27 protein-coding genes are annotated in these 26,897 nt (G+C 63.3%); 15 read left to right on the top strand and 12 right to left on the bottom strand.

Annotated elements, in window-relative coordinates; all coding sequences use genetic code 11:
• Nucleotides 1-2: 2 nt before the first annotated feature.
• Both FS777_RS00855 and FS777_RS00850 read right to left on the bottom strand, forming a co-directional pair.
• A complete protein-coding gene (locus tag FS777_RS00855; RefSeq protein WP_145253617.1) occupies nucleotides 3-1,319 on the bottom strand; it encodes a bifunctional DedA family/phosphatase PAP2 family protein in 1,317 nt (438 codons plus the stop codon).
• A 3-nt stretch (nucleotides 1,320-1,322) separates the two neighbouring features.
• Nucleotides 1,323-1,991 carry a DNA-3-methyladenine glycosylase gene (locus tag FS777_RS00850; RefSeq protein ID WP_078477932.1) on the bottom strand — a complete coding sequence of 223 codons (669 nt, stop codon included), beginning with the start codon at nucleotides 1,989-1,991 and terminating at the stop codon, nucleotides 1,323-1,325.
• 246 nt (nucleotides 1,992-2,237) lie between these two features.
• Between FS777_RS00850 and FS777_RS00845 the strand changes: the two genes are divergently transcribed.
• From FS777_RS00845 to FS777_RS00785, 13 genes are all read left to right on the top strand, one after another.
• On the top strand, nucleotides 2,238-3,509 hold the full coding sequence (locus FS777_RS00845; RefSeq protein WP_058638946.1) for a glutamate-5-semialdehyde dehydrogenase: 1,272 nt from the start codon (nucleotides 2,238-2,240) through the stop codon (nucleotides 3,507-3,509).
• A gap of 1 nt (nucleotide 3,510) precedes the next feature.
• A complete protein-coding gene (nadD, locus tag FS777_RS00840) occupies nucleotides 3,511-4,170 on the top strand; it encodes a nicotinate-nucleotide adenylyltransferase (RefSeq protein ID WP_058638947.1) in 660 nt (219 codons plus the stop codon).
• A 43-nt stretch (nucleotides 4,171-4,213) separates the two neighbouring features.
• Nucleotides 4,214-4,633 (top strand): ribosome silencing factor, encoded by a 420-nt coding sequence (gene rsfS / locus FS777_RS00835; protein ID WP_027915263.1) that lies wholly within the window; start codon nucleotides 4,214-4,216, stop codon nucleotides 4,631-4,633.
• 10 nt (nucleotides 4,634-4,643) lie between these two features.
• Nucleotides 4,644-5,111: a 23S rRNA (pseudouridine(1915)-N(3))-methyltransferase RlmH gene (gene rlmH, locus FS777_RS00830; protein ID WP_023534514.1), complete on the top strand. Its 468-nt coding sequence runs from the start codon at nucleotides 4,644-4,646 to the stop codon at nucleotides 5,109-5,111.
• Between the two features lie 16 nt (nucleotides 5,112-5,127).
• Nucleotides 5,128-7,017, top strand: coding sequence for a penicillin-binding protein 2 (mrdA, locus tag FS777_RS00825; RefSeq protein WP_058603532.1), 1,890 nt, complete (start codon nucleotides 5,128-5,130; stop codon nucleotides 7,015-7,017).
• Nucleotides 7,018-7,055: 38 nt separating this feature from the next.
• Nucleotides 7,056-8,159 (top strand): rod shape-determining protein RodA, encoded by a 1,104-nt coding sequence (rodA, locus tag FS777_RS00820; protein WP_042139378.1) that lies wholly within the window; start codon nucleotides 7,056-7,058, stop codon nucleotides 8,157-8,159.
• A gap of 17 nt (nucleotides 8,160-8,176) precedes the next feature.
• The gene (gene mltB, locus FS777_RS00815; RefSeq protein ID WP_058638948.1) at nucleotides 8,177-9,187 is read left to right on the top strand and encodes a lytic murein transglycosylase B; all 1,011 of its coding nucleotides are present in this window, start codon (nucleotides 8,177-8,179) and stop codon (nucleotides 9,185-9,187) included.
• The gene (locus FS777_RS00810) at nucleotides 9,187-10,194 is read left to right on the top strand and encodes a septal ring lytic transglycosylase RlpA family protein (RefSeq protein ID WP_058603534.1); all 1,008 of its coding nucleotides are present in this window, start codon (nucleotides 9,187-9,189) and stop codon (nucleotides 10,192-10,194) included. The genes mltB and FS777_RS00810 overlap by 1 nt, the downstream gene beginning before the upstream one ends.
• 267 nt (nucleotides 10,195-10,461) lie before the next feature.
• Complete coding sequence (locus tag FS777_RS00805) at nucleotides 10,462-11,622, top strand: D-alanyl-D-alanine carboxypeptidase family protein (RefSeq protein WP_023534573.1); 1,161 nt, start codon at nucleotides 10,462-10,464, stop codon at nucleotides 11,620-11,622.
• A gap of 72 nt (nucleotides 11,623-11,694) precedes the next feature.
• Nucleotides 11,695-11,970 (top strand): DUF493 domain-containing protein, encoded by a 276-nt coding sequence (locus FS777_RS00800; RefSeq protein WP_058603535.1) that lies wholly within the window; start codon nucleotides 11,695-11,697, stop codon nucleotides 11,968-11,970.
• On the top strand, nucleotides 11,970-12,617 hold the full coding sequence (lipB, locus tag FS777_RS00795) for a lipoyl(octanoyl) transferase LipB (RefSeq protein ID WP_027915256.1): 648 nt from the start codon (nucleotides 11,970-11,972) through the stop codon (nucleotides 12,615-12,617). Before FS777_RS00800 ends, lipB begins: the two co-directional genes overlap by 1 nt.
• A 2-nt stretch (nucleotides 12,618-12,619) precedes the next feature.
• Nucleotides 12,620-13,636: a lipoyl synthase gene (gene lipA / locus FS777_RS00790; protein WP_058603537.1), complete on the top strand. Its 1,017-nt coding sequence runs from the start codon at nucleotides 12,620-12,622 to the stop codon at nucleotides 13,634-13,636.
• Between the two features lie 107 nt (nucleotides 13,637-13,743).
• Entirely contained in the window at nucleotides 13,744-14,682 is a 939-nt protein-coding gene (locus FS777_RS00785) for an LD-carboxypeptidase (RefSeq protein ID WP_145253614.1), read from the top strand.
• 81 nt (nucleotides 14,683-14,763) lie between these two features.
• Here FS777_RS00785 and FS777_RS00780 read toward each other — a convergent pair whose 3' ends face one another.
• The 5 genes from FS777_RS00780 to leuS all read right to left on the bottom strand — a co-directional run bounded on the left by FS777_RS00780 (nucleotide 14,764) and on the right by leuS (nucleotide 20,810).
• Complete coding sequence (locus FS777_RS00780) at nucleotides 14,764-16,074, bottom strand: lytic murein transglycosylase (RefSeq protein ID WP_145253612.1); 1,311 nt, start codon at nucleotides 16,072-16,074, stop codon at nucleotides 14,764-14,766.
• 60 nt (nucleotides 16,075-16,134) lie between these two features.
• Nucleotides 16,135-16,299 (bottom strand): alternative ribosome rescue factor ArfA, encoded by a 165-nt coding sequence (gene arfA / locus FS777_RS00775; protein WP_027915252.1) that lies wholly within the window; start codon nucleotides 16,297-16,299, stop codon nucleotides 16,135-16,137.
• A 160-nt stretch (nucleotides 16,300-16,459) separates the two neighbouring features.
• A complete protein-coding gene (gene holA / locus FS777_RS00770) occupies nucleotides 16,460-17,497 on the bottom strand; it encodes a DNA polymerase III subunit delta (RefSeq protein WP_058603540.1) in 1,038 nt (345 codons plus the stop codon).
• A 40-nt stretch (nucleotides 17,498-17,537) separates the two neighbouring features.
• Nucleotides 17,538-18,143: an LPS assembly lipoprotein LptE gene (gene lptE, locus FS777_RS00765; RefSeq protein WP_145253609.1), complete on the bottom strand. Its 606-nt coding sequence runs from the start codon at nucleotides 18,141-18,143 to the stop codon at nucleotides 17,538-17,540.
• A 60-nt stretch (nucleotides 18,144-18,203) separates the two neighbouring features.
• Nucleotides 18,204-20,810, bottom strand: a complete 2,607-nt coding sequence (gene leuS, locus FS777_RS00760; protein WP_145253606.1) for a leucine--tRNA ligase — start codon at nucleotides 20,808-20,810, stop codon at nucleotides 18,204-18,206.
• Between the two features lie 224 nt (nucleotides 20,811-21,034).
• Between leuS and FS777_RS00755 the strand changes: the two genes are divergently transcribed.
• Nucleotides 21,035-21,349, top strand: a complete 315-nt coding sequence (locus tag FS777_RS00755; protein ID WP_078477937.1) for a hypothetical protein — start codon at nucleotides 21,035-21,037, stop codon at nucleotides 21,347-21,349.
• 115 nt (nucleotides 21,350-21,464) lie between these two features.
• Nucleotides 21,465-22,226 (top strand): YdcF family protein, encoded by a 762-nt coding sequence (locus FS777_RS00750; RefSeq protein ID WP_058638958.1) that lies wholly within the window; start codon nucleotides 21,465-21,467, stop codon nucleotides 22,224-22,226.
• A 45-nt stretch (nucleotides 22,227-22,271) separates the two neighbouring features.
• On the opposite strand, the gene lnt is transcribed toward FS777_RS00750, so the two are convergent.
• The 5 genes from lnt to FS777_RS00725 form a co-directional block, all read right to left on the bottom strand.
• Nucleotides 22,272-23,789 (bottom strand): apolipoprotein N-acyltransferase, encoded by a 1,518-nt coding sequence (gene lnt, locus FS777_RS00745; protein WP_078477939.1) that lies wholly within the window; start codon nucleotides 23,787-23,789, stop codon nucleotides 22,272-22,274.
• 8 nt (nucleotides 23,790-23,797) lie between these two features.
• Entirely contained in the window at nucleotides 23,798-24,637 is an 840-nt protein-coding gene (locus FS777_RS00740; protein ID WP_023534628.1) for an HlyC/CorC family transporter, read from the bottom strand.
• A 25-nt stretch (nucleotides 24,638-24,662) separates the two neighbouring features.
• Nucleotides 24,663-25,136 carry an rRNA maturation RNase YbeY gene (ybeY, locus tag FS777_RS00735; protein WP_058603546.1) on the bottom strand — a complete coding sequence of 158 codons (474 nt, stop codon included), beginning with the start codon at nucleotides 25,134-25,136 and terminating at the stop codon, nucleotides 24,663-24,665.
• A complete protein-coding gene (locus tag FS777_RS00730) occupies nucleotides 25,129-26,127 on the bottom strand; it encodes a PhoH family protein (RefSeq protein WP_028687151.1) in 999 nt (332 codons plus the stop codon). Before FS777_RS00730 ends, ybeY begins: the two co-directional genes overlap by 8 nt.
• Nucleotides 26,128-26,232: 105 nt before the next feature.
• Nucleotides 26,233-26,778, bottom strand: a complete 546-nt coding sequence (locus FS777_RS00725) for a tetratricopeptide repeat protein (RefSeq protein ID WP_058603547.1) — start codon at nucleotides 26,776-26,778, stop codon at nucleotides 26,233-26,235.
• Between the last annotated feature and the right edge of the window lie 119 nt (nucleotides 26,779-26,897).

Here is a 26,897-nt window from a genome sequence, read left to right as displayed (position 1 = left end):
CGTCAGTACTGGTACCTGAGCAGCGCGTGGGGCAGGGCGTGGGTGGCAAAGAAGGCCAGCAAGGCGATGCAGGCCGGCAACACCAGCCACCAGACCTTCAGGGGCAGGGCCGGCAAGGTCTGCCGGTACTGGGACAACGTCAGGCTGATCGCGCAGACGCAGCAGGCCAGCAGGGCACCGGCCAGGATGTCGGTGGGCCAGTGTGCACCCAGGTACACCCGCGACAGGGCGATGGCCAATGCCGGAATGCAACCCAGCATGATCCAGGTCAGGCGCATGCGCGGTGGCTGGCCGCGGCCGGCGAGCACCGCCAGCACCAGAAAGAACGCAAACGACGCCGAGCTGTGGCCGCTGGGCATGCTGTAGCTGGTCAGCGGGTCGGTCAGCACTTCCGGGCGGGCCCGGGCGAACAGCCACTTGAGCGTGCCGTTGGCGATGGCGGTGCCCATCAGCGCCCCCGCGGCGAAGAAAGCGTGCCGCCACTGACGCACCACCAGCAGCAAACCTGTCAGCAGCCCGCCCAGAAAGAATTGCGTGCGAAAATCCCCGAGCCGCGTCACCACCACCACGGCGCCGTCGATGGCCTGGCTGCGATGCTCCTGGACCAGGGTCATCACCCCGTCGTCGAAGTCGTGCAAGTAAGGCCAACCGAGAAACACCCCGACCAAGGCCAGCAGGCACAGGGCACCAATCAGCCGTGTGCCGTGCCGGCGGTCGCGGATGCTGGTGCTCAGACTAAGGCCGATGATCACCGCCAACGTGCCAAAAATGATGCCGGCCTGGGGCCAGAAGCCTTCGGGCAGGGGCAGGCGCATGGCAGCGCCCGTGGCCCAACCGGGCAGCAGGTAGGCGATCGACCATCCTGCGGCTGCCACCAGGCTAACGGCGATGAACCGCAGCAGGGGCATGTCGAACATGCCTGCGACCATTGGCAGCATGGGCCGCAACGGGCCGATGAAGCGGCCTACGAGCAGGCTGGCGATGCCATAGCGCTTGAAGTAGGTTTCGGCGCTGCCGATCCATTCCGGGTGGTGTCGCAACACCGGCAGGCGGCGAATGTTCTGGTGGAAATGCTTGCCGATCATGTAGGACAGCGCGTCACCCAGTAACCCGCCCAAAAAGCCCAGCAGCAAGGTTTCGCCAAGGCCCAGCACGCCGCTGCCTGCCAGCACTGCTACCGCGAACAGCAGCACCGTGCCGGGGACGATGATGCCGGCGATGGCCAGGCATTCGATGCACGCGACCAGGAAGATCGCGACGCCCAGCCACTGTGGGTTGGCGCCCAGCCAACCGGTCAGGCTGTCGAGCCATTGTTCCATGGTTCAGTTCTCTTGTTCGATGATGGAGAAGTCACGGCCTTCGACCTGGCCGCGCCGCAATGGGTTGCGCGTGCAGAACCGGGCGTACGCGGCATCGACGAAGCGGTACGGCAGGTGCTCGTCACGCCCGTGGGGAATGCCCAGGCGCGCTGCCTGGATCACCCGGGGCACCGGGTTGGCGCAGTCGTCCACATACAGCCGCTGCGGGTCGAAGCGCTGCGCATCCCACTGTGGCACCTTGAGGCCCAGCGCCCGGCACAACAGCGTCTGCCCTGCGCACAGGCGCTCGATGGGGCGCAGGTTGCCGCTGGCGTCGGGGTTGTTCAGGTGCATCTGCGCCAGGCTGTCTGGCCCGGACAAGGCATCCTGCCATGGGTAGGCAGACTTGATGAGCACCGCATTGCCGGGGCCCTGGGCGCTGAAGTTCAGGGAGTCCCCGCCGCGGGCGTAGTACATATAGATGTGCCCACCATCGAGAAACAGCGCCTTGCGCTTTTCGGTGTAGCCCAACGACGCATGGCTACCCTTGTCGGCGAGGTAATAGGCCTCGGTCTCGATGATGCGGGCGGCAAGCCACAGGTTGCCCTGGCGGTGGCGGATGACCTTGCCCAGCAGGGCTTTGGCCAAGGTCTGGGCGTCGCGGTCGAAAAAGCTGTCTGGCAGTGCTGGCATGCAAGGGCTTCGCAGGCTAAAGGCATGAGGGTAACAAGCGCTACCTTAACCGAATCTGAAACCTGCGAATATGCGACGGCGCACGGCAGCGATTTCCACAGAGTTCTGCGTTTTTATGGATAAGCCCGGTTACATCTTTCCTACGGATTACCCACAGCTTTTTTTACCATCCGCCACCCACCGCTGGGCGTACACCTGCGCGACAGTTATAATCAGCCGTTTCCCCACCGCCAAGACACCGAGCCCATGACTGAGTCCGTTCTTGACTACATGACCCGCCTGGGTCGCGCAGCCCGTGAAGCGTCCCGGGTAATCGGCCGTGCCAGTACCGCGCAGAAGAACCGTGCGCTGCACGCTGCCGCCGACGCGCTGGATGCAGGGCGTGACGTGCTGATCGCAGCCAACGAGCAGGACTTGGCCCACGGCCGTGCCACCGGGCTGGAAGCCGCGTTGCTCGACCGCCTGGCCCTGACCCCGGCGCGCATCGATGGCATGATCACCGGCCTGCGCCAGGTGGCCAGCCTGCCTGATCCGGTCGGCGCCATTCGCGACATGAGCTACCGCCCATCGGGCATCCAGGTCGGCAAGATGCGCACGCCGCTGGGCGTCATCGGCATCATTTACGAATCACGCCCGAACGTCACCATCGACGCGGCCAGCCTGTGCCTGAAGTCAGGCAATGCCACCATCCTGCGCGGCGGCTCCGAAGCCATCCACTCCAACCGCGCCATTGCCGCCTGCATCCAGCGCGGCCTGGCGGCGGCAGGCCTGCCCGCGGCCGTGGTCCAGGTGGTGGAAACCACCGACCGCGAGGCGGTGGGCGCGCTGATCAGCATGCCCGAGTTCGTCGATGTCATCGTGCCGCGCGGCGGCCGGGGCCTGATCGAGCGCATCAGCCGCGACGCCCGGGTACCGGTCATCAAGCACCTCGACGGTATCTGCCATGTCTATGTCAGTCAGCATGCCGACCTGGACAAGGCCTGGCGCGTGGCGTTCAACGCCAAGACCTACCGTTACGGCATCTGCGGGGCGATGGAAACACTGCTGGTGGACCAGCAGGTCGCCGAGCGCTTCCTGCCCGAGATGGCGCGCCGCTTCCAGGAAAAGGGCGTTGAGTTGCGCGGTTGCGAGCGTACCTGTGCGCTGATCGACGCGCACGCGGCCAGCGAAGATGACTGGCACACCGAGTACCTCGATGCAGTACTGTCCATCCGTGTGGTGCAAGGCCTGGATCAGGCCATCGAACATATCAACCACTATGGCTCGCACCATACCGACTCGATCATCACCGAGCATCAGGGGCAGGCGCGCCAGTTCATGGCGGAAGTCGACTCGGCCTCCGTCATGCTCAACACCCCGACCTGCTTCGCCGACGGCTTCGAATATGGCCTGGGTGCCGAGATCGGCATTTCCACCGACAAGCTTCACGCCCGTGGCCCGGTCGGCCTCGAAGGCCTGACGTGCGAGAAATACGTGGTGATCGGCGACGGTCAACTGCGCGGCCAGGAGTCCTGCTGAGTTGAATCAGGCCCAGGCAGTGCGCCGCGTCGGCATTCTTGGCGGCACCTTCGACCCGGTTCACATCGGCCACCTGCGCAGTGCGCTGGAAGTCGCCGAGTTCATGGACCTGGACGAGCTGCGCCTGCTGCCCAATGCTCGCCCGCCACACCGAGACACGCCGCAAGTGGCCGCGCACGATCGCCTGGCCATGGTGCAGGGCGCCGTCGCGGGCGTTGCAGGCCTGAGCGTGGACGCACGTGAACTGGCACGGGACAAACCGTCGTACACCATCGATACGCTGGAGTCGATCCGTGCCGAGCTTGCTGCTGACGACCAGTTGTTTTTGGTGCTGGGCTGGGATGCTTTCTGCGGACTGCCCGGTTGGCACCGCTGGGAAGAACTGCTGCAACACTGCCACATCCTGGTGCTGCAACGCCCGGATGCGGACGTAGACCCCCCCGACGAACTGCGCAACCTGCTGGCTGCCCGTTCGCAGAGCGATCCCACCGCCATGTCCGGCCCGGCGGGAAACATTTCGTTCGTCTGGCAGACACCGCTTGCGGTGTCGGCTACACAGATCCGACAGCTGCTGGCCAGCGGCAGGTCGGTGAGGTTCCTGGTGCCGGACGCCGTACTGGCCTACATCGAGGCGCACGAACTGTATCGTGCACCCAACTGACGGTGCCCCTGGCACCTCATCCTACGAGTTGAACGAGTTTTATATGACCAAGCAGAAAATTTACGGCGACGAACTGGTCGCAGTGACCACGGCAGCGCTGGAAGACGTCAAGGCCCAGGATATCCAGGTCATCGACGTGCGTGACAAGCACAGCCTGACCGACTACATGATCATCGCCACCGGTACCTCCAACCGTCAGATCAACGCCATGGCCGAGAAGGTCCGCGAGGCGGTCAAGGCCAAGGGCGCCCAGCCGCTGGGTGAGGAAGGCAAGGGTGACAGCGATTGGGTGCTGCTGGACCTCAACGATGTCATCGTGCACATGATGACCGCGGCTGCACGCCAGTTCTACGACCTCGAACGCCTGTGGCAGGGTGCCGAGCAGAGCCGCGCCGCCGATGGCAAGCACCACAGCCCGGACCATGTCCACGAGTACTCCGACAAGCTCAAAGATCGCGAATAAGGAAAGCGCCGTGCGTCTGCGCCTGATAGCGGTCGGCTCGCGCATGCCGAAGTGGGTCGAGGAGGGCTGGCATGAGTATGTCAAGCGCCTGCCGGCCGAACTGTCGCTCGAGCTGGTGGAAATACCGCTGAACACACGCGGCAAGAATGCCGACGTCGCCCGCCTGATTCGCCAGGAGGGCGACGCCATGCTCAGCAAGGTGCAACCCGGCGAGCGCGTCGTGACCCTTGAGGTTCATGGCAAGCCGTGGAGCACCGAGCAGCTGGCAGGTGAGCTGGACCGCTGGCGCCTGGATGCGCGCACGGTGAATTTGATGGTGGGCGGGCCCGAAGGGCTTGCGCCGCAAGTGTGCGCCCGCGCCGATCAGCGCTGGTCCCTGTCGCCGCTGACCTTGCCGCACCCGCTGGTCAGGATACTCATCGGCGAGCAGGTCTACCGGGCCTGGACGGTGTTGTCCGGCCATCCCTACCACAAATGAGCCTGTAAGCAGCCCGATGTCGCAGCCGATCCGCCTCAAGGACCACGAAAAAGACGCCCGTCTGGTGCGCAACCGCGTCGTGGTCGGCGCCGTGGCGGTCATGCTGCTCATCTGCGTGCTGATTGCGCGGCTGTACTACCTGCAGATCATCCAGTACGACTACCACTCCACGCTGTCGGAGAACAACCGGGTGCACGTGCAGCCGATCCCGCCGACACGCGGGCTGATCTTCGACCGCAACGGGGTAGTGATCGCCGACAACCGGCCCAGCTTCAGCCTGTCCATGACCCGGGAGCGTGCCGGAGACTGGCAGCAGGTACTGGACAGCATCGTCGAGATACTGGAACTCACCCCAGACGACCGCGCGCTGTTCGAAAAGCGCATGCGCCAGGGGCGCAGGCCGTTCGAGCCGGTACCTATCCTGTTCGAACTCAACGAGGAACAGATCGCCCGTGTGGCGGTGAACCAGTTCCGCTTGCCAGGGGTGGAAGTGGTCGCCCAGCTGGTACGTCACTACCCACAGGGGGCGCATTTCGCGCATTCGGTGGGCTACGTCGGCCGTATCAACGAGAAAGAGCTCAAAACCCTGGACCCTGTGAACTACAGCGGCACGCACCACATCGGCAAGACCGGCATCGAGCGGTTCTACGAGGCCACGCTGCACGGCCAGGTCGGCTACGAAGAAGTCGAGACCAACGCCCGCGGCCGTGTGCTCAGGGTGCTCAAGCGTACCGATCCCAAGCCTGGCAAGGACATCGTGCTGAGCCTGGACATCAAGTTGCAGGAAGCGGCCGAGGCCGCCCTGGCCGGGCGCCGTGGCGCGGTGGTTGCGCTTGACCCACGCACCGGTGAAGTGCTCGCCATGGTGAGCCAGCCTAGCTTCGACCCCAACCTGTTCGTCACTGGCATCAGCTTCAAGGCCTATGCCGAACTGCGTGATTCGATCGACAGGCCGCTGTTCAACCGCATCCTGCGCGGCCTCTACCCGCCCGGCTCGACGATCAAGCCCGCCGTGGCGATCGCCGGCCTGGACAGCGGCGCGGTGACCCCAAGCAGCCGTGTGTTCGACCCTGGGTACTACCAGCTGCCCAACTACGATCACAAATACCGTAACTGGAACCGCTCGGGTGACGGCTGGGTGGACCTGGATACCGCCATCATGCGCTCCAACGACACCTACTTCTACGACCTGGCCCACAAGATGGGCATCGACCGGTTGTCCAGCTATATGAACAAGTTCGGCATCGGCCAGCGGGTGTCGCTGGACATGTTCGAAGAGTCCGCAGGGTTGATGCCGTCGCGGGAATGGAAGCGGGCCACGCGCCGGCAGGCCTGGTTCCCGGGCGAAACCCTGATCCTGGGTATCGGCCAGGGCTACATGCAGGCCACGCCGCTGCAGCTTGCGCAGGCGACGGCGCTGATTGCCAACAAGGGTGTGTGGAATCGGCCGCACCTGGCCAAGACCATCGAAGGGGAACCGCCGGTGGACGAAAACCCAATGCCGGACATCGTGCTGCGCGACAAGGCCGATTGGGCGCGCGTGACCCATGGCATGGAGCAGGTGATGCACGGCGCGCGCGGTACTGCCCGCAAGGCCGCCATCGGCGCCCAATACCGCATCGCCGGCAAAAGTGGTACCGCCCAGGTGGTGGCCATCAAGCAGGGCGAGAAGTACGACCGCAACAAACTTCAGGAGCGTCACCGCGACCATGCCTTGTTCGTGGCCTTCGCTCCGGCAGACGACCCCAAGATCGTGGTGTCGGTCATGGTCGAGAACGGTGAGTCGGGTTCTGGGGTGGCTGCGCCAGTGGTGCGCCAGATCATGGATGCCTGGCTGCTGGACGAAAACGGCCGGCTCAAGCCTGAGCTTGCGCCGGCTACCGCTACTCAGGAGTCGCCGCTGTGATGAACAATTTCGATCGCATGCTCTCCAGCGAGGATGTGATGCGTCGGCGCGCCAGCTTCCTGCAGCGCATCCACGTCGATGGTCCTTTGCTGATCATCCTCCTGACCCTGGCCGCAGGCAGCCTGTTCGTGCTGTATTCGGCCAGCGGCAAGAACTGGGACCTGTTGCTCAAGCAGGCCACCTCGTTTGGCATCGGCCTGGTATCGATGTTCGTCATCGCCCAGCTCGAGCCACGGTTCATGGCGCGCTGGGTGCCACTGGCCTACCTCACCGGGGTGTTGCTGCTGGTGGTGGTGGACGTGATGGGCCACAACGCCATGGGTGCGACGCGCTGGATCAACATACCCGGGGTGATTCGCTTCCAGCCCTCCGAGTTCATGAAGATCATCATGCCGGCGACCATCGCCTGGTACCTGTCCAAGCGCACCCTGCCGCCGCACCTCAAGCATGTGGCCATCAGCCTGGTATTGATTGGCGTGCCGTTCATCCTGATCGTGCGCCAGCCGGACCTGGGTACGGCGTTGCTGATCCTGGCCTCCGGTGCCTTCGTCCTGTTCATGGGCGGCCTACGCTGGCGTTGGATTCTCAGCGTGCTGGCGGCCACGGTGCCGGTGGCGGTGGCCATGTGGTTCTTCGTGATGCACGACTACCAGAAGCAGCGGGTGCTGACCTTCCTCGACCCGGAGAGCGACCCGCTGGGTACGGGCTGGAACATCATCCAGTCCAAGGCAGCGATTGGTTCTGGCGGCGTGTTCGGCAAGGGGTGGCTGCTGGGCACCCAGTCGCACCTGGACTTTCTGCCTGAAAGCCACACCGACTTCATCATCGCCGTGCTGGGCGAGGAGTTCGGCCTGGTGGGCATTTGCCTGTTGCTGATCGTCTACCTGCTGCTGATCGGCCGGGGCCTGATGATCACGGCGCAGGCACAGACATTGTTCGGCAAGCTGCTGGCAGGCAGCTTGACCATGACGTTCTTTGTATACGTGTTCGTCAATATCGGGATGGTAAGTGGCCTTTTGCCCGTCGTCGGCGTGCCGTTGCCCTTCATTAGCTATGGCGGAACTTCATTGGTGACGCTGCTGTCAGCGTTTGGCGTTCTGATGTCGATCCACACGCATCGAAAGTGGATCGCACAGGTTTGAATAAGGTGAACAATTACATGCAAGCAGTGCGTAACTGGGCTACCCGTTGTGCGCCGTGGTTTGGTGCGGTGAGCCTGTTTGGCGCTGTACAGCTGGCCGAGGCTGGCGACTACGACAACTCGCCCCAGGTGGCCGAATTCGTTGGCCAGATGAGCCGCGACCATGGTTTTGCCCCAGAACAACTGATGGGCGTGTTCCGTGAAGTGCAGCGCAAGCAGTCGATCCTCGATGCGATTTCGCGGCCCGCCGAACGGGTCAAGCCCTGGAAGGAATATCGCCCCATGTTCCTCACCGACGCGCGCATCGCGCGGGGCGTGGACTTCTGGCGTCAGCACGAGGCCGTGCTGGCGCGGGCCGAGCAGGAATACGGGGTGCCGGCACAATACATCGTGTCGATCATTGGCGTTGAAACCTTTTTCGGGCGCAACACGGGCAACTTCCGGGTGCTTGACGCGTTGTCCACCCTGGGCTTCGATTATCCCCCCCGCGCCGAATTCTTCCGCAAGGAACTGCGTGAGTTCCTGCTGCTGGCCCGTGAAGAACAGCTCGATCCCCTGACTCTCAAGGGCTCCTATGCCGGGGCCATGGGGCTGCCGCAGTTCATGCCCAGCAGCTTTCGCAACTATGCCGTGGACTTCGACGGTGATGGGCACATCAACATCTGGACCAACCCCGATGATGCCATCGGCAGCGTGGCAAGCTACTTCAAGCGCCATGGCTGGATGGCCGGAGAGGAAGTGGTCAGCCGCGCAACCGTGCAGGGCGAGCGCGCCGATCAAGGCCTGACCACCGGTATCGAGCCGGCCAGCACGGTCGGACAGTTGCGTGCCCTTGGCTGGTCGGTTCATGATTCGCTGCGCGATGATCTGCCCGTCACGGCCTTCCGCCTGGAGGGTGAGAACGGCCCCGAGTACTGGGTGGGGCTCAAGAATTTCTACGCGATCACTCGCTACAACCGCAGCGTGATGTATGCCATGGCGGTGCATCAGCTTGCGCAACAGCTGGTCCAAGCACGGGGCGTCAACTAATGCGCGCAATTTTCTCTACCACTTCCTTCAAACTGATCACCTGCGCAGCCATCGGCCTGGCATTGGTCAGTTGCTCCTCCAGCCGCCCGGCGCCCAAGAGTTCCAGCGGTGCGAGCGTGGTGCGCAGCCAGCCCGGCCTGGACATCAACCGTGCCCACAAGGACGGTGCGCCGTGGTGGGATGTGGACGTCAACAAGATCCCCGATGCCACGCCCACCCTGCACACCGGCAACTACAAGGCCAACCCCTACACCGTCCTGGGCAAGACCTACTACCCGATGCAGGATGCGCGCAACTACCGCGCCGAGGGCACGGCGTCGTGGTATGGCACCAAGTTCCATGGCCAGAACACCGCCAACGGCGAGCTGTACGACCTGTACGGCATGAGTGCCGCGCACAAGACACTGCCACTGCCCGCCTATGTGAAGGTGACTAACCTGGCTAACGGTCGCAGCGTTATCCTGCGGGTGAACGATCGCGGCCCGTTCTATTCCGATCGCATCATCGACTTGTCGTACGCGGCGGCGAAGAAGCTGGGCTACGCCGAGATCGGCACTGCCCATGTACGCGTCGAAGGCATCGACCCCCAGCAGTGGTGGGCGCAACGTGGCCAGACGCCACCCATGGTGCTCAAGGAGCCCCAGGTGGCCCAGACCCAGGCGATCCCGGCCAGCTCCGGTCGGGTAGAGCAGTGGACGCCGCCGCCACAGCAGCATGCAGCACCGGTGGTGCCGGTGCAGGTGGGCGGCAACAACGTGCCTGCTGGCACTGGCGGCAGCTTCCTGCAAGTCGGCGCTTTCGCCAACCCGGATGCGGCCGAGCTGCTGCGCGCCAAGCTCAGCAGCATGGTCAGCGCACCGGTGTTCATCAGCTCGGTCGTGCGTAACCAGCAGACATTGCATCGTGTACGCCTGGGGCCGATCAACAGCCAGGGTGAAGTCCAGCAGGCGCAGAACAGCATTCGCCTGGCGAACCTAGGGCAGGCCAAGCTGGTCACAGCTGACTGACCAGGCGTCCCGGCAGGATGACCGACCCCTCGCGCACGGTATGAACAGCCTGCGTGTGGGGTTCACCTACGGGCAAGCACGGTGCAATGTGGCGGTTTTGTCATGAATTGACAGGCTCAGCCATGTACAATGCCGGTTTTGCCCGCAGCGGCACCCTGTCGCACGTTGCCGGGCCAGGCCTCAGGCCAATAACTAGACTGACCGGTGCTGGGCCGTGTGCTTGCCCAGAAAACATCTCCAGACCATTAAGCGATTTTCGAGAGACGGATGAACATCACCAACCTTGCCAAACGACTTTGCTTGCCCGTATTGCTCCTGCTCACTCCGGTAGCCTTCGCGGCCGAGCAGATGACGCCCGCGCCGCCTCAACTGGCAGCCAAGTCCTACGTACTCATGGACGCGTCCAGCGGCAACGTGCTGGTCGAGAACAACGGTGACGAGCGTCTTCCGCCAGCCAGCCTGACCAAGCTGATGACCGCCTACATCGCCACGCTGGACATCCGCCGTGGCCAGATCGGCGAAAACGACCCGGTGACCGTCAGCGAAAACGCCTGGCGCACCGGGGGCTCGCGCATGTTCATCAAGGTGGGCAGCCAGGTGACCGTCAGCGACCTGCTGCACGGCATCATCATCCAATCCGGCAACGATGCGTCCGTCGCCCTGTCCGAGCACATCGCCGGCAGCGAAGACGCGTTCGCCGACATGATGAACAAGACCGCTGCCGACCTGGGCATGACCAACAGTCACTTCATGAACCCCACCGGCCTGCCGAACCCGGAGCATTATTCTTCTGCTCACGACATGGCGATCCTGGCCCGTGCGATCATCAACGTCGATCCGGCTCACTACGCCATCTATTCGCAGAAAGAGTTCTTCTGGAACAACATCAAGCAGCCTAACCGCAACTTGCTGTTGTGGCGTGACAAGACCGTGGACGGCCTGAAGACCGGCCACACCGAAGAGGCTGGCTACTGCATGGTGGCGTCGGCCGTACGTGACGGGCAGCGCCTGATCGCCGTGGTGTTCGGTACCAATAGCGAGCAGTCCCGTGCTGCCGAAACCCAGAAGCTGCTGACCTACGGTTTCCGCTTCTTCGAAACCCAGACCTTCTATCAGAAAGGCACCGAGCTGACCAAGGCGCCGGTCTGGAAAGGCGCCACCAGCGAAGTCAAGGCAGGCCTTGCCGAAGACCTGACCATGACCATGCCCAAGGGCCAGCTTAAGCGCCTGCAGGCTTCGATGACCATGAACCCACAACTGACCGCACCTATTGCCAAGGGTGACGTGATCGGCAAGGTTGAAGTCAAATTGGACGACAAAGTGGTTCATAGCGCCGACCTGATCGCCCTTGATGGCGTCGAGGAAGGTGGTTTCTTCCGCCGTATGTGGGATAGCATCCGTCTATTCTTCTACGGGTTGTTCAACTGACACGTGACCTGCACACCCCCGCGTGATCGCGGGGGTGTTGTTGTTGCCACGGCTTGCGAGGCCGTTTCCGCCATGAGCGAACCAGACGTCAAGTCTCATAAAATCGAATTTCCCTGTGCCGACTACCCGATCAAAGTCATTGGTGACACTGGTGTCGGCTTCAAGGACACCGTGATCGAAGTGCTCAGCAAATACGCCAAGGTCGATCTTTCCACGCTGGCCGAACGCCAGAGCAAGGAAGGCAAGTACACCACCGTGCAACTGCACATCGTGGCCGAAAGCGAAAACCAGCTCCACGACATCAACAGCGCCCTGCGTGCCACCGGCATCGTGAAAATGGTGCTGTGATGCCCGGCTGCCTCGGTGTCCGCGAACTTGGCCTGCAGCCCTATGAGCCGGTGCTCGAGGCCATGCGGCGTTTCACTGAGCAGCGCACTGCCGATACCCAGGATGAAGTCTGGCTGGTCGAACACCCGCCGGTCTTCACGCAAGGGCAGGCTGGCAAGGCCGAGCACCTGCTGGTGCCGGGCGATATTCCCGTGGTGCAGACCGACCGTGGTGGCCAGGTGACCTATCATGGGCCAGGCCAGCTGGTGGCCTACCTGCTGCTGGATGTACGCCGCCTGGGCTTTGGCGTACGCGACCTGGTCAGCCGCATCGAGCGCAGCCTGATCGCTTTGCTCGATGGCTACGCGGTGCAGGCCGCTGCCAAACCCGACGCACCCGGTGTGTATGTGGACGGCGCGAAGATCGCTTCGCTTGGCCTGCGTATCCGCAACGGCCGCTCCTTTCATGGCCTTGCCCTGAACGTGGACATGGACCTGGCGCCCTTTTGCCGAATCAACCCCTGCGGTTATGCGGGGCTGGCGATGACCCAGCTGCGTGACCTGGCAGGCCCGATCGAACTCGACGAGGTCAGGACAAGGCTGCGCGAACAGCTGGTCAAGCACCTCGACTACGCAGAGCAGACGACCCTCACGGGCGGAATCGACTGAATATGACTACTGTGCAAGAAGCCGTGCCGAACCTGATCCCAACCCAGGACGCTACGCCGCGCTCCGCCCCCAAGAAGGTCGAAGCTGGGGTCAAGCTGCGAGGCGCCGACAAGGTCGCGCGCATCCCGGTCAAGATCATCCCCACTGACGAGCTGCCCAAGAAGCCTGACTGGATCCGTGTGCGTATCCCGGTCTCGCCCGAGGTAGACCGCATCAAGCAACTGCTGCGCAAGCACAAGCTGCACAGCGTCTGCGAGGAGGCCTCCTGCCCGAACCTGGGCGAGTGCTTCTCGGGCGGCACCGCCACCTTCATGATCATGGGCGACATCTGCACGCGCCGCTGCCCGTTCTGCGACGTGGGGCATGGCCGTCCCAAGCCGTTGGACGTGGACGAGCCGAAGAACCTTGCGGTGGCCATTGCCGACCTGCGCCTGAAGTACGTGGTCATCACCTCGGTTGACCGTGATGATTTGCGCGATGGCGGCGCCCAGCATTTCGCCGACTGCATCCGCGAAATCCGCGCTTTGTCGCCAGGCGTGCAGCTTGAAACCCTGGTGCCGGATTACCGGGGCCGTATGGACGTCGCGCTGGCGATCACGGCTCAGGAGCCGCCGGATGTGTTCAACCACAACCTCGAAACCGTGCCGCGTCTGTACAAGGCCGCTCGCCCGGGTTCGGACTACGACTGGTCGCTGGACCTGCTGCAGAAGTTCAAGCAGCTGGTACCGCATGTTCCTACCAAGTCTGGCCTGATGCTCGGGTTGGGCGAGACCGACGAAGAAGTGATCGAGGTCATGCACCGCATGCGCGAGCACGACATCGACATGCTCACCCTGGGTCAATACCTGCAGCCATCGCGCAGCCACTTGCCGGTACAGCGTTTCGTGCACCCTGACACCTTCGCCTGGTTCGCCGAGGAAGGCTACCGCATGGGCTTCAAGAACGTCGCTTCCGGCCCGCTGGTGCGCTCGTCCTACCATGCCGACCAGCAAGCGCACGAAGCCAAGATCAAACTCTGATCTGACCGTAAAAAGAGAAATGCCGATGCGCCGCAAGGCCGCGTCGGCATTTTTTTTCTACCAGCCAAGCCGTAAGCTGTTTGTGACAAGCCGTATGGAGTTGCCCGATGAACTGCGTAGAACCTTCTGCCTTGCCACTGCGCAAGGCCATTGAGCCCGATGCCTGCTTTGCCGTGGTTGCCCCGGCAGGCCCGGCGCGTCTGGATGTGCACAAAGCGGCCCAGTGGTTCGCCGAGCGCGGCTACCGCTGCCGGGTCTATCCAGGTGCGACTCAGTCCGAGGGCTACCTGGCAGGCGCCGACGCGCAGCGGCTACAGGATCTGCACGACGCCTTCCGGGACCCGTCCATCGACGCGGTTCTGTGCATGCGTGGCGGCTACGGCAGCATGCGCCTGCTGGACAAGCTCGATTTCGAGCTGTTGCAACACCACCCCAAGCCTTTGATTGGCTACAGCGATATCACCGCCTTGCATGCGGCGCTCTACCGTCACACGAGGATGATCAGCTTCCACGGGGCCATGCTCAACGCCGACCTGCTGGGTGGCAAGCAGGCACCGACCGAATCGTCGCTGGTGGCGCAGTTGAGCGGGCAGGTGGCAGCCGGTGACCCGATCACGCACCCGACGCAGTTCACCTTGCACACGGTCTTCCCCGGCCTTGCCAGTGGCCCGCTGCTGGGTGGGAACCTGTCGATGCTGGGTGCGACCCTTGGGACCTTGGCAGAGCTGGATACCCAGGGCTGCATCCTGTTCATCGAAGACGTGAACGAGCCGTTGTACCGAGTCGATCGCCTGCTGACGCAGTTACGGCTAGCCGGCAAGCTAGAAGGCATCAGGGGTGTGCTGGTAGGGGACTTTGCTGGCATTACCGCGGCGGCGCTGGCACCGCTGCTGCGCGACACGTTCGGCCCACTGGGCGTCCCTGTGCTGGCCGGATGGCGTAGTGGGCACTGTGACCCCAATATCTGCCTGCCGCTTGGAGCGCGCGTGACGCTGGACAGCGAGCGGCAGTGCCTGGTGCTTGAGCAGGCGCTGTTCCAGGCGTGAGCCTGGCGGCAAGGCCACCCAAGAGCACGGTTACCGTTTCTGGAGCGACCCGCTTTGTTGCCAGTAAGCGCGAGCCTGCGGCTACCGTAGGCGCTCCAGGAGCTTGTGCGTCGGATAGCCATCGGCTGGCCAGCCCAGGCCCTGCTGGGCATTACGGATGGCCTTGCGGGTGTTGGCGCCAATGATCCCATCGGCGTTGCCCGCCTCAAAGCCCTTGGCATTGAGCAAATTCTGCAACTCCATGCGCTCGCTACGGCTCAGGGGGGTGTCGTCCTTGGGCCAGCTGCCAGCGATGAAGCCCCAGCCGGTGAAGCGATCGCTCAGCAGGCTGACGGCCAGCGCGTAAGCCGATGAGTTGTTGTATTTAAGGATGGCGCGGAAATTGTCGAGAACCAGGAATGCCGGGCCTCGCGCGCCAGCGGGCAGCAACAGGGCGGCTGGCAGCTCATTGCTACCGGCTGGCAACTGCGTACCAGCAGGCAGTGTCAGGCCCATGGCCAGCCATTCGGCGATCGGCTTGCGCGAGGTCCCGTCAGCTTGCCAATAATCGAAGCCTGCCGGTACCTGCACCTCGAACCCCCAAGATTGGCCACGCTTCCAGCCTGAGCTTTGAAGGTAGTGTGCAGTGGAGGCCAAGGCATCGGGCGTGCTGTTCCAGATATCGCGGCGGCCATCGCCGTCGAAATCCACGGCATGGGTGTTGTAGGTGGTCGGGATGAATTGGGTCTGGCCCATGGCGCCGGCCCAGGAGCCGCGCATCGCATCCGGTTGAATATCACCGTGCTGGATGATCTGCAGGGCGGCAATCAGCTGGTCTTGGGCAAACTGTGGGCGTCGTCCTTCGTAGGCCAGGGTGGCCAGGGAGCGGATCACTGACTTGCTGCCCTGGAACTGGCCGAAGTTGCTTTCCATGCCCCATACCGCGACCAGGATCTGGCGATCAACGCCGTAGCGCTGTTCCAGGCGGGTCAGCAGCTCGGCGTTCTGCTCCAGCAGCCTTTTGCCGTTGCGTACGCGTACGGGGGATAAGGCACCTTCCAGGTATTCCCAGACTGGCCGGGTGAACTCTGGCTGGCTTCGGTCAGCCTTGATCACGTCCATGTCCGGCGTGACGCCGAGAAACGCCTTGTCGAAAATTTCCGGGGCAATGCCCGCTTGTAGGGCCTGCTGGCGGAAACCTGCTTGCCACTGGGCAAAGGTTTGGGACGGCTGGATATCTGGGTTGCTGTCTGGCGCCTTGCCAGGTGCATTCACGACAGGTGCCGGCTGCGCCTGGGCGAGGGGCAATGCATCGGCTGCCGTGGGTTTTTCCGCACAGGCAACGAGCAGGATGAAGCTGGAGGCCGCAACGAGCTGGCGGGTTTCCCAACGAGGAAAAAGACGGTAGAGCATGCACAGGTCCAGGTCTGCAGGTCAGGTGATGACCATATCATGCCTGCGCTACGGATGCCTTCATGCCGCCAAAAAGTAAGAAGCCTCCCAATCTCTCGATTGGAAGGCTTCGCGGCGGTAGCTGCCCTTGCCTTTCTCCGGCCGTTCCTGACGGCAACGGAACAGGGGCTGGGCGACGATGGACTTGGCCTTGTTATGGCCTTGCTTGTTTGGTTTTTTGCTCATGAAGGTGGTTCCTGCGTTGGGACGGTGCGGGCTGCACTGTGCAGGCTTGGCCGTGGGCAGGCCAATTGATTGTTTATATGGTCGTGAGTGTCATCCAGGCCTCATGAGGCGGCTTGCCGGCCATGGCCAACAAGCGCGGGCTCTATAGGCAGGGCTTCGACTATTGGGCAGGCAGCGCTAGGCGCTGGCCGGCCATCAGTAGCACCAGGCGCGCCAGGCCTGTCCAGGGAGAACCTTGCGCCTGGCCCTTGATCTGGGCGTCGATACGCTGGGCGTCCTGCAGCAGCTGCGACCAGCGCTGGGCGGGTAACCGCTGCAGGGCCTTGCTAACCAAGGGGCGGCGTTTGTCCCAGATGGGTGGGCGTGCCTGGCTGAAGGCCTTGTCCAGGGGAACGCCCTGGCTGAACTGCTGGGCCAGGCCCGCCAGTTGCCGCAGTTCACGGGCCAGGGCCCAGAGGATCACCGGGGGCTCCACGCCTTCGCCGCGCAGGCCTTCGAGCATGCGCAAGGCATGGGCGGCTTCACCCTTGAGAATGGCGTCGACCAGCCCGAAGACATCGAAGCGCGCGCTGTCCGCCACCGCGGCCTGGACCGTTTCCAGGGTGATGACGTTGCCCTCGGCCAGCAGCTTGAGCTTTTCGATTTCCTGCGCGGCCGCGAGCAAGTTGCCCTCCACGCGCGCAGCAATCAGGTCCACGGCGTCACGCTGGGCACTCAGGCCTGCCTGTTGCAACCGCTGATTGATCCATTGGGGCAACTGATGCGCGTCCACGGGCCATATCTGGATGAACTGGCAATGATCACCCTCGACCAGTGCCTTGCCCCATTTGGTCTTCTGCGCGCTGGCATCGAGCTTTGGCAAGCTGATCAGCAGCAGCGTGTCTTCGGCAGGGCGGGCGCAGTATTCCAGCAACGCGGCAGCGCCCTTGTCACCCGGCTTGCCCGAGGGCAGGCGCAGTTCCAGCAGGCGTCGCTGGGCGAAAAGCGACAGGCTCGCACCCGCTTGCAGCAGGGTGCCCCAATCGAAGTTGGCATCGGCACTGAATACCTGGCGCTCGTCGAAACCTTGCTGGCGGGCGGCGCTGCGGATGGCGTCGGCCGCTTCCTGGCACAGCAACGGGTCATCGCCGCTGACCACGTAGACGGGCGCGAGTGAGCCTTGCAGGTGTTTGGTGAGTTGAGCGGGGGCGAGTTTCATGGCATCGGGGGCAGGGCGCCAGACAGCGCCCTGCACGGGCTCAGTTGCCCGGCACTTCCAGCGGCGACTGCTGCGGTGTCTCGGCCTGCTGGCGACGCGCGGCTTCCAGCGCATCCGCTTCGGCCTTGGCACGCTCATCGGCCTTGCGCTGCAATTCATCGAGCTGGGCAGGGGTGAGGTTTTGCAGGCGCACGATCATGGCATTGACCAAGTCGCGGCGCATCTCGTCACGGGCGCGTTTGGCATCCTGCTCGGAACCGGTGATGTTCGAGGCGTCACGCACATAGACCTTGCGCACTTCGACCTTGTCGCTGGTCAGCTCCAGGTTGTTCAGGCCCTGGATGCTGTAGTCCAGCTCGGTGGTGAGCTCGAATTCCGCCGTGCGGTTGCCGCTGTTGTAGGTAACGGCGCGCTGGCGCTCCTGTTCGTTGGTCAGCACCAGGCGGTAAGGTGCGCCTGCGTGGACGTTCACGCCGCTGCGCTCGAGCACTTCGCGCAGTTGAATCACGGTCGGGCCGTAAGCGTTGCGCGCGCTGACGTCCATCTCCTTGACGCTCATTTCGCTGGTGCCCGTGCCGCGCAGCTGGAACCCGCAGGCGCTGAGCATGACCGCCAGGCCAACTACCAGCAGATTGCGTTTGATCATGTTGTTGCTCCCTCGTGAGCCTGTTCCGCCCGTGCGCAGAGCTGCGAACGGGCGTTGCCATCAGTTGGCGACGATATTGACCAGTTTGCCCGGCACTACGATGACCTTGCGGATGGCCAGGCCATCGATGAAGCGCAGGACATTCTCGTTGCTGCGCGCGGCGGCTTCGACTTCTTCGCGGCTGGCTGCGGCTGGCATCTCGATCTGGCCACGCAGCTTGCCATTGACTTGCACCACCAGGGTCACGGTGTCCTGTACCAGCGCGGCTTCATCCACTGCAGGCCAGGCGGCATCGATGACGGCCTGGTCATGGCCCAGTTGCTTCCACAGCTCGTGGGAGATGTGCGGCGTGATCGGGGCCAGCAGCAGGGTGACGGCTTCGAGGCCTTCCTGCAGCAGGGCACGGTCCTGCGCGGTGGCCTGTGGCGCTTTTTCCAGCACGTTCATCACGGTCATCACCTGGGCGATGGCGGTGTTGAACTTGTGGTGCTGGCCTACATCGGTACTGGCTTGCTTGATGGCGGCGTGGATGGCGCGGCGGATCACTTTCTGCGCGTCATCCAGGGTTGCCACCTCCAGCTTGCCAGGCAAGCCCTGGGCAACGTGGGCCTGAGCCAGGCGCCAGACGCGGCGCAGGAAGCGGCTGGCGCCCTCCACACCTGAGTCGGACCACTCCAGGCTCATGTCGGGCGGCGAGGCGAACATCATGAACAGGCGGCAGGTATCGGCGCCGTACTGTTCGATCATCGACTGGGGATCGACGCCGTTGTTCTTGGACTTGGACATCTTTTCGGTGCCGCCGATTTCAACCGGCAGGCCATCGGTCTTCAGGCGCGCGCCGACGATCTTGGCCTTGGCATCGCGCTCGACTTCGACATCGGCCGGGTTGAACCAGTCCTTGCCGCCGTTGCTGGCGACGCGGTAGTAGGTTTCGGCCACGACCATGCCCTGGGTCAGCAGGTTCTTGAACGGCTCGTTCGAGGTCACCAAGCCTTCGTCACGCATCAGCTTGTGGAAGAAGCGCGCATACAGAAGGTGCAGGATGGCGTGTTCGATGCCGCCGATGTACTGGTCGACCGGCAGCCAGTGGTTGGCCGCTTTCGGGTCTACCATGCCGCCTTCGTAGTTGGGCGAGGCGTAGCGCGCGAAGTACCACGAGGACTCGACGAAGGTGTCCATGGTGTCGGTTTCGCGCTTGGCCGCAGCGCCGCACTTGGGGCAGCTGCATTCGTAGAATTCGGGCATGCGCGCCAGCGGCGAGCCTGCACCGTCCGGTACCACGTTTTCGGGCAGGGTAACCGGCAACTGGTCTTCCGGCACCGGCACATCGCCGCAAGACGGGCAGTGGATGATCGGAATCGGGCAGCCCCAGTAACGCTGGCGGCTGATGCCCCAGTCGCGCAGGCGGAACTGGGTGCGGGACTTGCCCAGGTCCTTGCGCACCAGCGCCGCTTCGATGGCGTCGAAGGCGCCGGCGAAATCCAGGCCGTCGAATTCGCCGGAATTGATCAGCTGGCCATGCTCGCCATAGGCGGCCTGCCACTGGGCACCGACCTCGTCACCGGCACTGGTACGCACCACGGCCTTGACCGGCAGGTCGTACTTGCGGGCGAACTCGAAATCGCGTTCGTCGTGGGCTGGCACAGCCATGACTGCACCGTCGCCGTAGTGCATCAGCACGTAGTTGGCGACCCATACCGGCAGCTTCTCACCGGTGAGCGGGTGCTCGACCAGCAGGGAAGTGGCCATGCCCTTCTTTTCCTGGGTGGCCATGTCCGCTTCGGCCACGCTGCCGCCCTTGCATTCGTCGATGAAGGCTTGCAGCGCCGGGTTGCCCTGGGCCGCCTGGGTGGCCAGCGGGTGCTCGGCGGCGACTGCCACGTAGGTAGCGCCCATCAGCGTGTCCGGGCGGGTGGTGAAGACTTTCAGCGTGCCGGTGTGGCCAATGCTGGCCTGATCGTACGGGAACTGCACTTCCATGCCGCGGGACTTGCCGATCCAGTTGCGCTGCATGGTCTTGACCTGCTCAGGCCAGCCCGGCAGCTCGTCGAGGCTTTCCAGCAGCTCGTCGGCATAGTCGGTGATGCGGAAGTAGTACATCGGGATTTCGCGCTTTTCAATCAGCGCGCCGGAGCGCCAGCCGCGCCCGTCGATGACCTGTTCGTTGGCCAGCACGGTCTGGTCAGCCGGGTCCCAGTTAACGGTGCCGTTCTTGCGATAGATGATGCCCTTCTCGAACAGGCGGGTGAACAGCCACTGCTCCCAACGGTAGTAGTCGGGCTTGCAGGTGGTGACCTCGCGGGCCCAGTCGATGGCAAGGCCCAGGCTCTTGAGCTGGGTCTTCATGTAGTCGATGTTTTCGTAGGTCCACTTGGCCGGGGCGACGTTGTTCTTCATCGCCGCGTTTTCGGCAGGCATGCCGAAAGCGTCCCAGCCCATTGGCTGCAGGACGTTCTTGCCCAGCATGCGCTGGTAGCGGGCAATCACGTCGCCGATGGTGTAGTTGCGCACGTGGCCCATGTGTAGCTTGCCGCTCGGGTACGGGAACATCGACAGGCAGTAGTACGTGTCCTTGCCTGGCTGTTCGGTAACAGCGAACGATTGTTGCTCGTCCCAGAATGTCTGGGCGGCGGCTTCGATATCACGGGGCGTGTATTGTTCGTGCATGGCTACTTTTGGCTGAGAGAGAGGAGACCTTTCCAGGCAGCGAACCTCGCTGCGTCCGGCACTCCGGTGTCATCGGGAGTGAACGCCGTAGCATACAGCAGCGCCGCGCATCGTGGGAAACGTTCGTTGCGAATGGCCGCTGGTCGCAGCGTCGGGCTGCTTTTCGCAACGACGCTAAGCTCTCGGGTGGGGGAGATAATCGTTATCTTCAATGAGGTGAACGAATGGGAGAGTCGCAGCTACCTGCAGGAAAACCAGAACTCTATGAGCGCCTGATCGATAGGCTCGGGCTTGCCCTGGATACAGCCAGAACGTCCATGCGGCTTCGGGACGAGGCGCCAGCCGAGTTGGAGTTGCGTGGTTTGAGCCGCGCCGAGTTCGAGGTGATCAAAACTTATCTGGATACCTTCCAGAAACGCGCCGACGAGGCTGCAAACCTCAGGCCGCAAGCTGAACCTGCGTCGGCCAGGATCATCTGGCTCAAGGACATCAAGCGCACAGTGCGCACGCCACGCCCACGCAAGGCCTCCCGCCGCTAGGGGTTTGCGCGGCGCCTTTCAAGGGTTTGCACAGTAATCCGACCTTGATCGACGCCGGCCATGTTGTTGGCCGGCGCCGATGCTTTTAGTCTGCACACCTTCGAAGGAGGTGTGCATGCCCATTCGGTATTTCATCAAACAGTGGTTGTTACCCCCAGGCGTGCTGTTTCTCCTGCTGCTTGCAGCCTGGTGGCTGCGCAGGCGTCGCCCCCGGCTGGCCGCTGTGTGCTTTGTGGCAGGGCTAGGCGGGCTGTGGATGACCAGCTTGCCGGTGGCCGTTCAGTACCTGGCAAGAGCCCTGGAGACGGAGCCTGCGCTAGCCGGGCAGGACTGGGCTGGCCTCAAGCAGCGGGCCGATGCCATCGTCGTGCTGGGCGCAGGGCGTGAACGGGGCGACCCTGCCTGGGCGGGTGTCGACCAGCCGACGCCCACGGCCTTGGAGCGGCTGCGCTTTGCCGCTCGCCTGGCCAAGGCGTCCGGGCTACCGGTGCTGACCAGCGGCGGGCTGCACTACGGCACACCACCCAGCGAGGCGCAGCTGATGGCCGACAGCCTGCATGACGACTTCGGCATTGAGGTGAAGTGGTTGGAGCAGGCGAGCCGCACCACCTGGGAAAATGCCCAGCACTCGGCGAGTGTGCTTGAGCCGTTGGGGATACGCCGCGTCGTGGTGGTGACCCAGGCCTGGCACATGCAGCGCTCACGCTGGAGCTTCGAGCAGGCAGGTTTCGAAGTGGTACCCGCGCCAGTCGGCTTCCTCGGCCGTGATCCGGCGCGGCCATTCGGTGGTTGGCTGCCGGAAAGCCGGGCCATGTGGCAGAGCGGGCAGTTGCTCAATGAGGTGGCTGGGCTGGTGGGGTATCGGTTGTTCTACTGAAAGGGCTGAGCAACAGCCCCTTGGAACGTCAACTTCAAAGCCCCGTCACACTGCCCTGGCCACACGCCCGGCCATCAACGCCCAGACCAGCAGCAACCCACAAACGATTGCAAGCGGCCAGGAACGCCATTGCAGATAAGGCGTCAGCTGCTGCATCGGCACCACCTCGCCGTACATCACTGCCTGCTGGAACTGAGGCACTTGGGTCGTGATGCGCCCGAACGGGTCGATCAAGGCCGTCACGCCATTGTTGGTGGCCCGGATCATCCAGCGGCCGGCTTCAAGCGCACGCATCTGGGCCATCTGCAAGTGCTGCAGCGGGCCTATGGAAGTGCCGAACCAGGTGTCGTTGCTGATGGTCAGCAGCAAGTCGCTACGTGCCGCCAGGCCGGCGGCAAACTCGGGGTAGACCACCTCGTAGCAGATATAAGGCGCGATCTGATAACCCTTGGCCTGGAGCAGCGGTTGGTCCTCAGGGCCCCGGGCGAAATCCGACATGGGCAGGTTGAAGAACTCGATCAGCCCCCGCAGCATGTCCTGCAGCGGGACATATTCACCAAAGGGCACCAGCTTCTGCTTGAGGTAGGTGCCGTCGCCTTCGCCCGTGACGGTGATGCCGTTGAAGTAGCGACGCTGACGGTGCACCACCTCGCGAACCGGCACGCCGGTGATCAGGGCCGAATGCCGGTCTGCGGCGAAGCGCCCCATGATGTCGATATACCCTTGCGCCTGGTCCTTGAGCACAGGTACCGCCGTTTCCGGCCAGATCAACAAGTCCGCAGGTTTTGAACTGAAGCTCAGGTCGCGGTACAGGGCCAACTGGGCGTCGATATGCGCCGGGTCCCACTTCACGTCCTGTTCGACGTTGCCCTGAATGGCAGCGACCTTGAGTGGGTCGCCTGCCGGAGTAGTCCAGGCATGCCCTTTGAGTGCCAATCCTACCGCCCAGGGAGTGAGCAGCAGCACGCAGGCGATGGCAAGAAAGCCCGGACGGGTACGCAAACGGTTGAGGTTGCACAGCAGCGCAGCCGTCAGCGCCAACGCAAACGACACCAGCCACACCCCGCCCAGAGGCGCCAGGCCGGCCAGCGGGCCGTCCAGCTGACTGTAGCCTGCGTACAACCACGGGAAGCCGGTGAGGAACCAGCCGCGAAACGCCTCTTGCGCCACCCACAGGGCAGCAAAGCCCAGGGCATCGGCAAGCGGCGCCTCGTTGCGCCGCAACCAGCGTGCCCACAACCAGGTGGGCAGCGCAAAGAACCAGGCCAAGGCCGCAAAGAACGCAACCAGCAGCGCGATGGCCAACAGCGGCGAGGCGCCGCCGTAGTTCGTCATGCTGACGTAGATCCACCAGGTGCCGGCGCCGTAGAGGCCGAAGCCGAACCACCAGCCACGCCACAAGGCCTGGCGCGGGCTAAGCTCGCGCAGGCCCAGGTAGAGCAGGGCGATGGACAGCAGCGCCAGTGGCCACAGATCGAATGGCGCCAGGGCCAGGAGGGTAGAAGCGCCGGCCGCCAGGGCCAGCAGGTTACCGGGCCAGCCGGGGCGGGTGATCCAGCGCATGTCGTTCCTTAACGGTTGATCGGGGTCAGGCGCAGCAGGTGTATCCGGCGGCTGTCGGCGTTGAGCACGCGGAATTTGTACGCGCCGATTTCGGTGGTTTCGTTGCGCTTGGGCAGATGGCCGAAGGCACTCATCACCAAACCGCCGACGGTGTCGAACTCATCGTCCGAAAACGCACTGTCGAAGGACTCGTTGAAGTGCTCGATCGGCGTCAGTGCCTTGACCAGGAAGTCGCCGTTGGGCAGCGGCTTGATGTAGCTGTCCTCTTCGACGTCGTGTTCGTCTTCGATATCGCCGACGATCTGTTCGAGCACATCCTCGATGGTCACCAGGCCAGCCACGCCGCCGTATTCATCGATGACGATGGCCATGTGGTTGTGGTTGGCGCGAAACTCGCGCAGCAGCACGTTCAGGCGCTTGGACTCGGGCACGAAAGTGGCCGGGCGCAGCAGCGTCTTGATGTCGAAGTTGTCGCCGTTCTCCTTGAGAATCAGCGGCAGCAGGTCCTTGGCGAGCAGGACACCGAGCACATCGTCATGGCTTTCGCCGATTACCGGGTAGCGCGAGTGCGCCGCGTCGATCACCGCCGGCAGGAACTCGCGAGGCGACTGGCCAGCCTTGATGCTGTTCATCTGCGAGCGCGGCACCATGATGTCACGCACTTGAAGGTCCGCCACCTGGATGGCACCTTCGACGATGGTCAGCGCCTCGCTGTCCAGCAGCTTGTTCTGATGTGCTTCGCGCAGCAGCTCCAGGAGCTCCTGGCGGTTTTTCGGCTCATGGGCAAAAGCCTGGGTCAGTTTACCCAGCCAGGACTTCTGCCCGTTGCTCGATCGATCTTCGCTCATGGCGGTTCTCGTGATCCTTGGTCTATCAGTGTGGGGTTGATTCGGTTTCGTCATCGGCGTATGGGTCCGGGTGACCCAGTTGCGCCAGCAATTCTCGTTCCAGGCTTTCCATCTCCTCGGCTTCCTCATCCTCGATGTGGTCGTAACCGAGCAGATGCAGGCAGCCGTGAATGACCAAGTGCGCCCAGTGCGCCGCCAGCGACTTGCCTTGCTCGGCCGCCTCGCGTTCGACCACCGCGACGCAGATCACCAGGTCGCCCAGCAAGGGGATGTCGAGCAAGTCGTCTGGCACGTCGGCCGGGAAGGACAACACGTTGGTCGCGTAGTCCTTGTGCCGATACGTGTGATTGAGCTCGCGCGCTTCCGCTTCGTCCACAAGACGAATGGTCATCTCCGAGTCGGCCTTGCGTTGCTGCAAGGCCAGCTCGCACCAGCGGCGAAAGTCGGCATCGACCGGGGCGACAGCCTGTGTCGCCCGTTGTATGTCCAGTTCAAGCATTTTTGCCGGGCGCCTCGGGAGTGGCCTGGCGGGCTTCGAAGCGGTCATAGGCCTCGACGATGCGCTGCACCAAGGGATGACGTACCACGTCCTTGGGTTGGAAGTGGGTGAAACTGATGCCCGGCACATCCCGCAGCACCTCGATCACATGCGCCAGGCCCGACTTGGTGCCCCGGGGCAGGTCGACCTGGGTGATGTCGCCGGTGATCACCGCCGTGGAGCCGAAGCCGATACGGGTGAGGAACATCTTCATCTGCTCGAGCGTGGTGTTCTGGCTTTCGTCGAGAATGATGAAACTGTTGTTCAGGGTGCGACCGCGCATGTAGGCAAGCGGCGCAATTTCGATGACTTGGCGCTCGATCAGCTTGGCCACGTGCTCGAAGCCCAGCATTTCATAAAGGGCATCGTAGAGCGGGCGCAGGTAAGGGTCGATCTTCTGTGCAAGGTCGCCAGGCAGGAACCCGAGCTTCTCGCCAGCTTCAACGGCCGGGCGCACCAGCAGGATGCGGCGAACCTGTTCACGTTCCAGCGCGTCGACAGCACACGCCACGGCCAGGTACGTCTTGCCGGTACCGGCCGGGCCGATGCCGAAGTTGATGTCGTTGGCCAGGATCTCCTTGACGTAGCGCTGCTGGTTGGCGCCCCGTGGTCGGATATTGCCCTTGCGTGTGCGCAGCGAGACGCTGACCTCGTTCACCGCCGGGTTGTCGATGTGCTCGACGGCCGATTCCTGAAGGTACAGGTGCACGGTTTCCGGCGACAGCTCGGTAGCCTGGGTCTCGCGGTAGAGACGGCGCAGCAGTTGCTCGGCAGCATGGGTGGTCTTGGATTCGCCGATCAGTTCGAACTGATTGCCGCGGTTGCGGATCTCGATGGCAAGGCGTTGTTCGATCAAGCGCAGGTGCTCGTCGAACTGGCCACACAAGTTGGCGAAACGGTGGGCCTCGAAAGGTTCGAGGATGAAACGATGGGGTTCGATGGGTGCGTTCAAGGTCGTTTTTAGCCGCCCGACGGCAATGAGTGTGAGCTCAAGAATAACCCTTGAATGGCAGTGGCGAAAGTCCTGATGGGCTCAACGGCATTCTGCAAGCAAAGCCTAGGGCAGCGGGGAGAACGGCGAGCGACCCTCGGCGTTCTGCAGCTCGAGCAGGTACTTGCGGAAGATCTGGCCGAGCACCTGCGTCGCATGCTCCAGGTCGTCCCTGGGCATCTGTTCGGTGACTTCGTCCGCCATGTCCAGGGCATCTTCAGCGCCGTTGACTGCCGCCATCTTCAACAGGATGTAGGCCTGCACGTTGTTGGCCTTGACCCCTTCGCCGCGGAAAAACATCGACCCAAGGCGGTACTGGGCCTCGGCATGGCCTTGCAGGGACGCTTTCTGGTACCAGTCCAGTGCCTTGTTGAGGTTTTTCGGCGCTTGCGCATAGAAGTACTCGCCCAGCTCGTACTGTGCCTGGGCATCGCCGGCATCGGCCACCTGTTCACAGGTTTTGAGTGCGCTGGCCAGGTCCTGCGGCTGCACGTTCAAGGTGCAGCGACCCGTCGTCGGGATGAGCAACGAGTTACCGCCCTCCGCCAGGGCCAGCAGGGGCTGGAGAAGCAACAGGCAGCCCAGGGTGAGGGCGCGGCCGGTGCGGTTCATGGGGATCGACTTACCTCTGCAAAGCTGCGGCCAATGTCTCTGGTGGCACATTATGGGATAAGCAGCGCCAACCTTACAAAGTTTTACTCGAATTTATGTCGGCGTGGCGAAACAGGCTG

Origin of the sequence: Pseudomonas sp. DE0157, assembly GCF_007678615.1 — a bacterium.
In the GTDB taxonomy this organism is placed as follows: domain Bacteria; phylum Pseudomonadota; class Gammaproteobacteria; order Pseudomonadales; family Pseudomonadaceae; genus Aquipseudomonas; species Aquipseudomonas parafulva_B.
Note: the sequence above shows the minus strand (reverse complement) of the source record. Positions and strands in the feature narration are given on the sequence as shown.

What these genes read in the sequence shown, in the direction of transcription:
- FS777_RS00855 (WP_145253617.1), bottom strand. Translation starts at nt 1,319, where the DNA reads ATGGAACAATGGCTCGACAGCCTGACCGGTTGGCTGGGCGCCAACCCA.
- FS777_RS00850 (WP_078477932.1), bottom strand. Translation starts at nt 1,991, where the DNA reads ATGCCAGCACTGCCAGACAGCTTTTTCGACCGCGACGCCCAGACCTTG.
- FS777_RS00845 (WP_058638946.1), top strand. Translation starts at nt 2,238, where the DNA reads ATGACTGAGTCCGTTCTTGACTACATGACCCGCCTGGGTCGCGCAGCC.
- rsfS (WP_027915263.1), top strand. Translation starts at nt 4,214, where the DNA reads ATGACCAAGCAGAAAATTTACGGCGACGAACTGGTCGCAGTGACCACG.
- mrdA (WP_058603532.1), top strand. Translation starts at nt 5,128, where the DNA reads ATGTCGCAGCCGATCCGCCTCAAGGACCACGAAAAAGACGCCCGTCTG.
- rodA (WP_042139378.1), top strand. Translation starts at nt 7,056, where the DNA reads ATGCGTCGGCGCGCCAGCTTCCTGCAGCGCATCCACGTCGATGGTCCT.
- mltB (WP_058638948.1), top strand. Translation starts at nt 8,177, where the DNA reads ATGCAAGCAGTGCGTAACTGGGCTACCCGTTGTGCGCCGTGGTTTGGT.
- FS777_RS00810 (WP_058603534.1), top strand. Translation starts at nt 9,187, where the DNA reads ATGCGCGCAATTTTCTCTACCACTTCCTTCAAACTGATCACCTGCGCA.
- FS777_RS00805 (WP_023534573.1), top strand. Translation starts at nt 10,462, where the DNA reads ATGAACATCACCAACCTTGCCAAACGACTTTGCTTGCCCGTATTGCTC.
- FS777_RS00800 (WP_058603535.1), top strand. Translation starts at nt 11,695, where the DNA reads ATGAGCGAACCAGACGTCAAGTCTCATAAAATCGAATTTCCCTGTGCC.
- lipB (WP_027915256.1), top strand. Translation starts at nt 11,970, where the DNA reads ATGCCCGGCTGCCTCGGTGTCCGCGAACTTGGCCTGCAGCCCTATGAG.
- lipA (WP_058603537.1), top strand. Translation starts at nt 12,620, where the DNA reads ATGACTACTGTGCAAGAAGCCGTGCCGAACCTGATCCCAACCCAGGAC.
- FS777_RS00785 (WP_145253614.1), top strand. Translation starts at nt 13,744, where the DNA reads ATGAACTGCGTAGAACCTTCTGCCTTGCCACTGCGCAAGGCCATTGAG.
- FS777_RS00780 (WP_145253612.1), bottom strand. Translation starts at nt 16,074, where the DNA reads ATGCTCTACCGTCTTTTTCCTCGTTGGGAAACCCGCCAGCTCGTTGCG.
- arfA (WP_027915252.1), bottom strand. Translation starts at nt 16,299, where the DNA reads ATGAGCAAAAAACCAAACAAGCAAGGCCATAACAAGGCCAAGTCCATC.
- holA (WP_058603540.1), bottom strand. Translation starts at nt 17,497, where the DNA reads ATGAAACTCGCCCCCGCTCAACTCACCAAACACCTGCAAGGCTCACTC.
- lptE (WP_145253609.1), bottom strand. Translation starts at nt 18,143, where the DNA reads ATGATCAAACGCAATCTGCTGGTAGTTGGCCTGGCGGTCATGCTCAGC.
- leuS (WP_145253606.1), bottom strand. Translation starts at nt 20,810, where the DNA reads ATGCACGAACAATACACGCCCCGTGATATCGAAGCCGCCGCCCAGACA.
- FS777_RS00755 (WP_078477937.1), top strand. Translation starts at nt 21,035, where the DNA reads ATGGGAGAGTCGCAGCTACCTGCAGGAAAACCAGAACTCTATGAGCGC.
- FS777_RS00750 (WP_058638958.1), top strand. Translation starts at nt 21,465, where the DNA reads ATGCCCATTCGGTATTTCATCAAACAGTGGTTGTTACCCCCAGGCGTG.
- lnt (WP_078477939.1), bottom strand. Translation starts at nt 23,789, where the DNA reads ATGCGCTGGATCACCCGCCCCGGCTGGCCCGGTAACCTGCTGGCCCTG.
- FS777_RS00740 (WP_023534628.1), bottom strand. Translation starts at nt 24,637, where the DNA reads ATGAGCGAAGATCGATCGAGCAACGGGCAGAAGTCCTGGCTGGGTAAA.
- ybeY (WP_058603546.1), bottom strand. Translation starts at nt 25,136, where the DNA reads ATGCTTGAACTGGACATACAACGGGCGACACAGGCTGTCGCCCCGGTC.
- FS777_RS00725 (WP_058603547.1), bottom strand. Translation starts at nt 26,778, where the DNA reads ATGAACCGCACCGGCCGCGCCCTCACCCTGGGCTGCCTGTTGCTTCTC.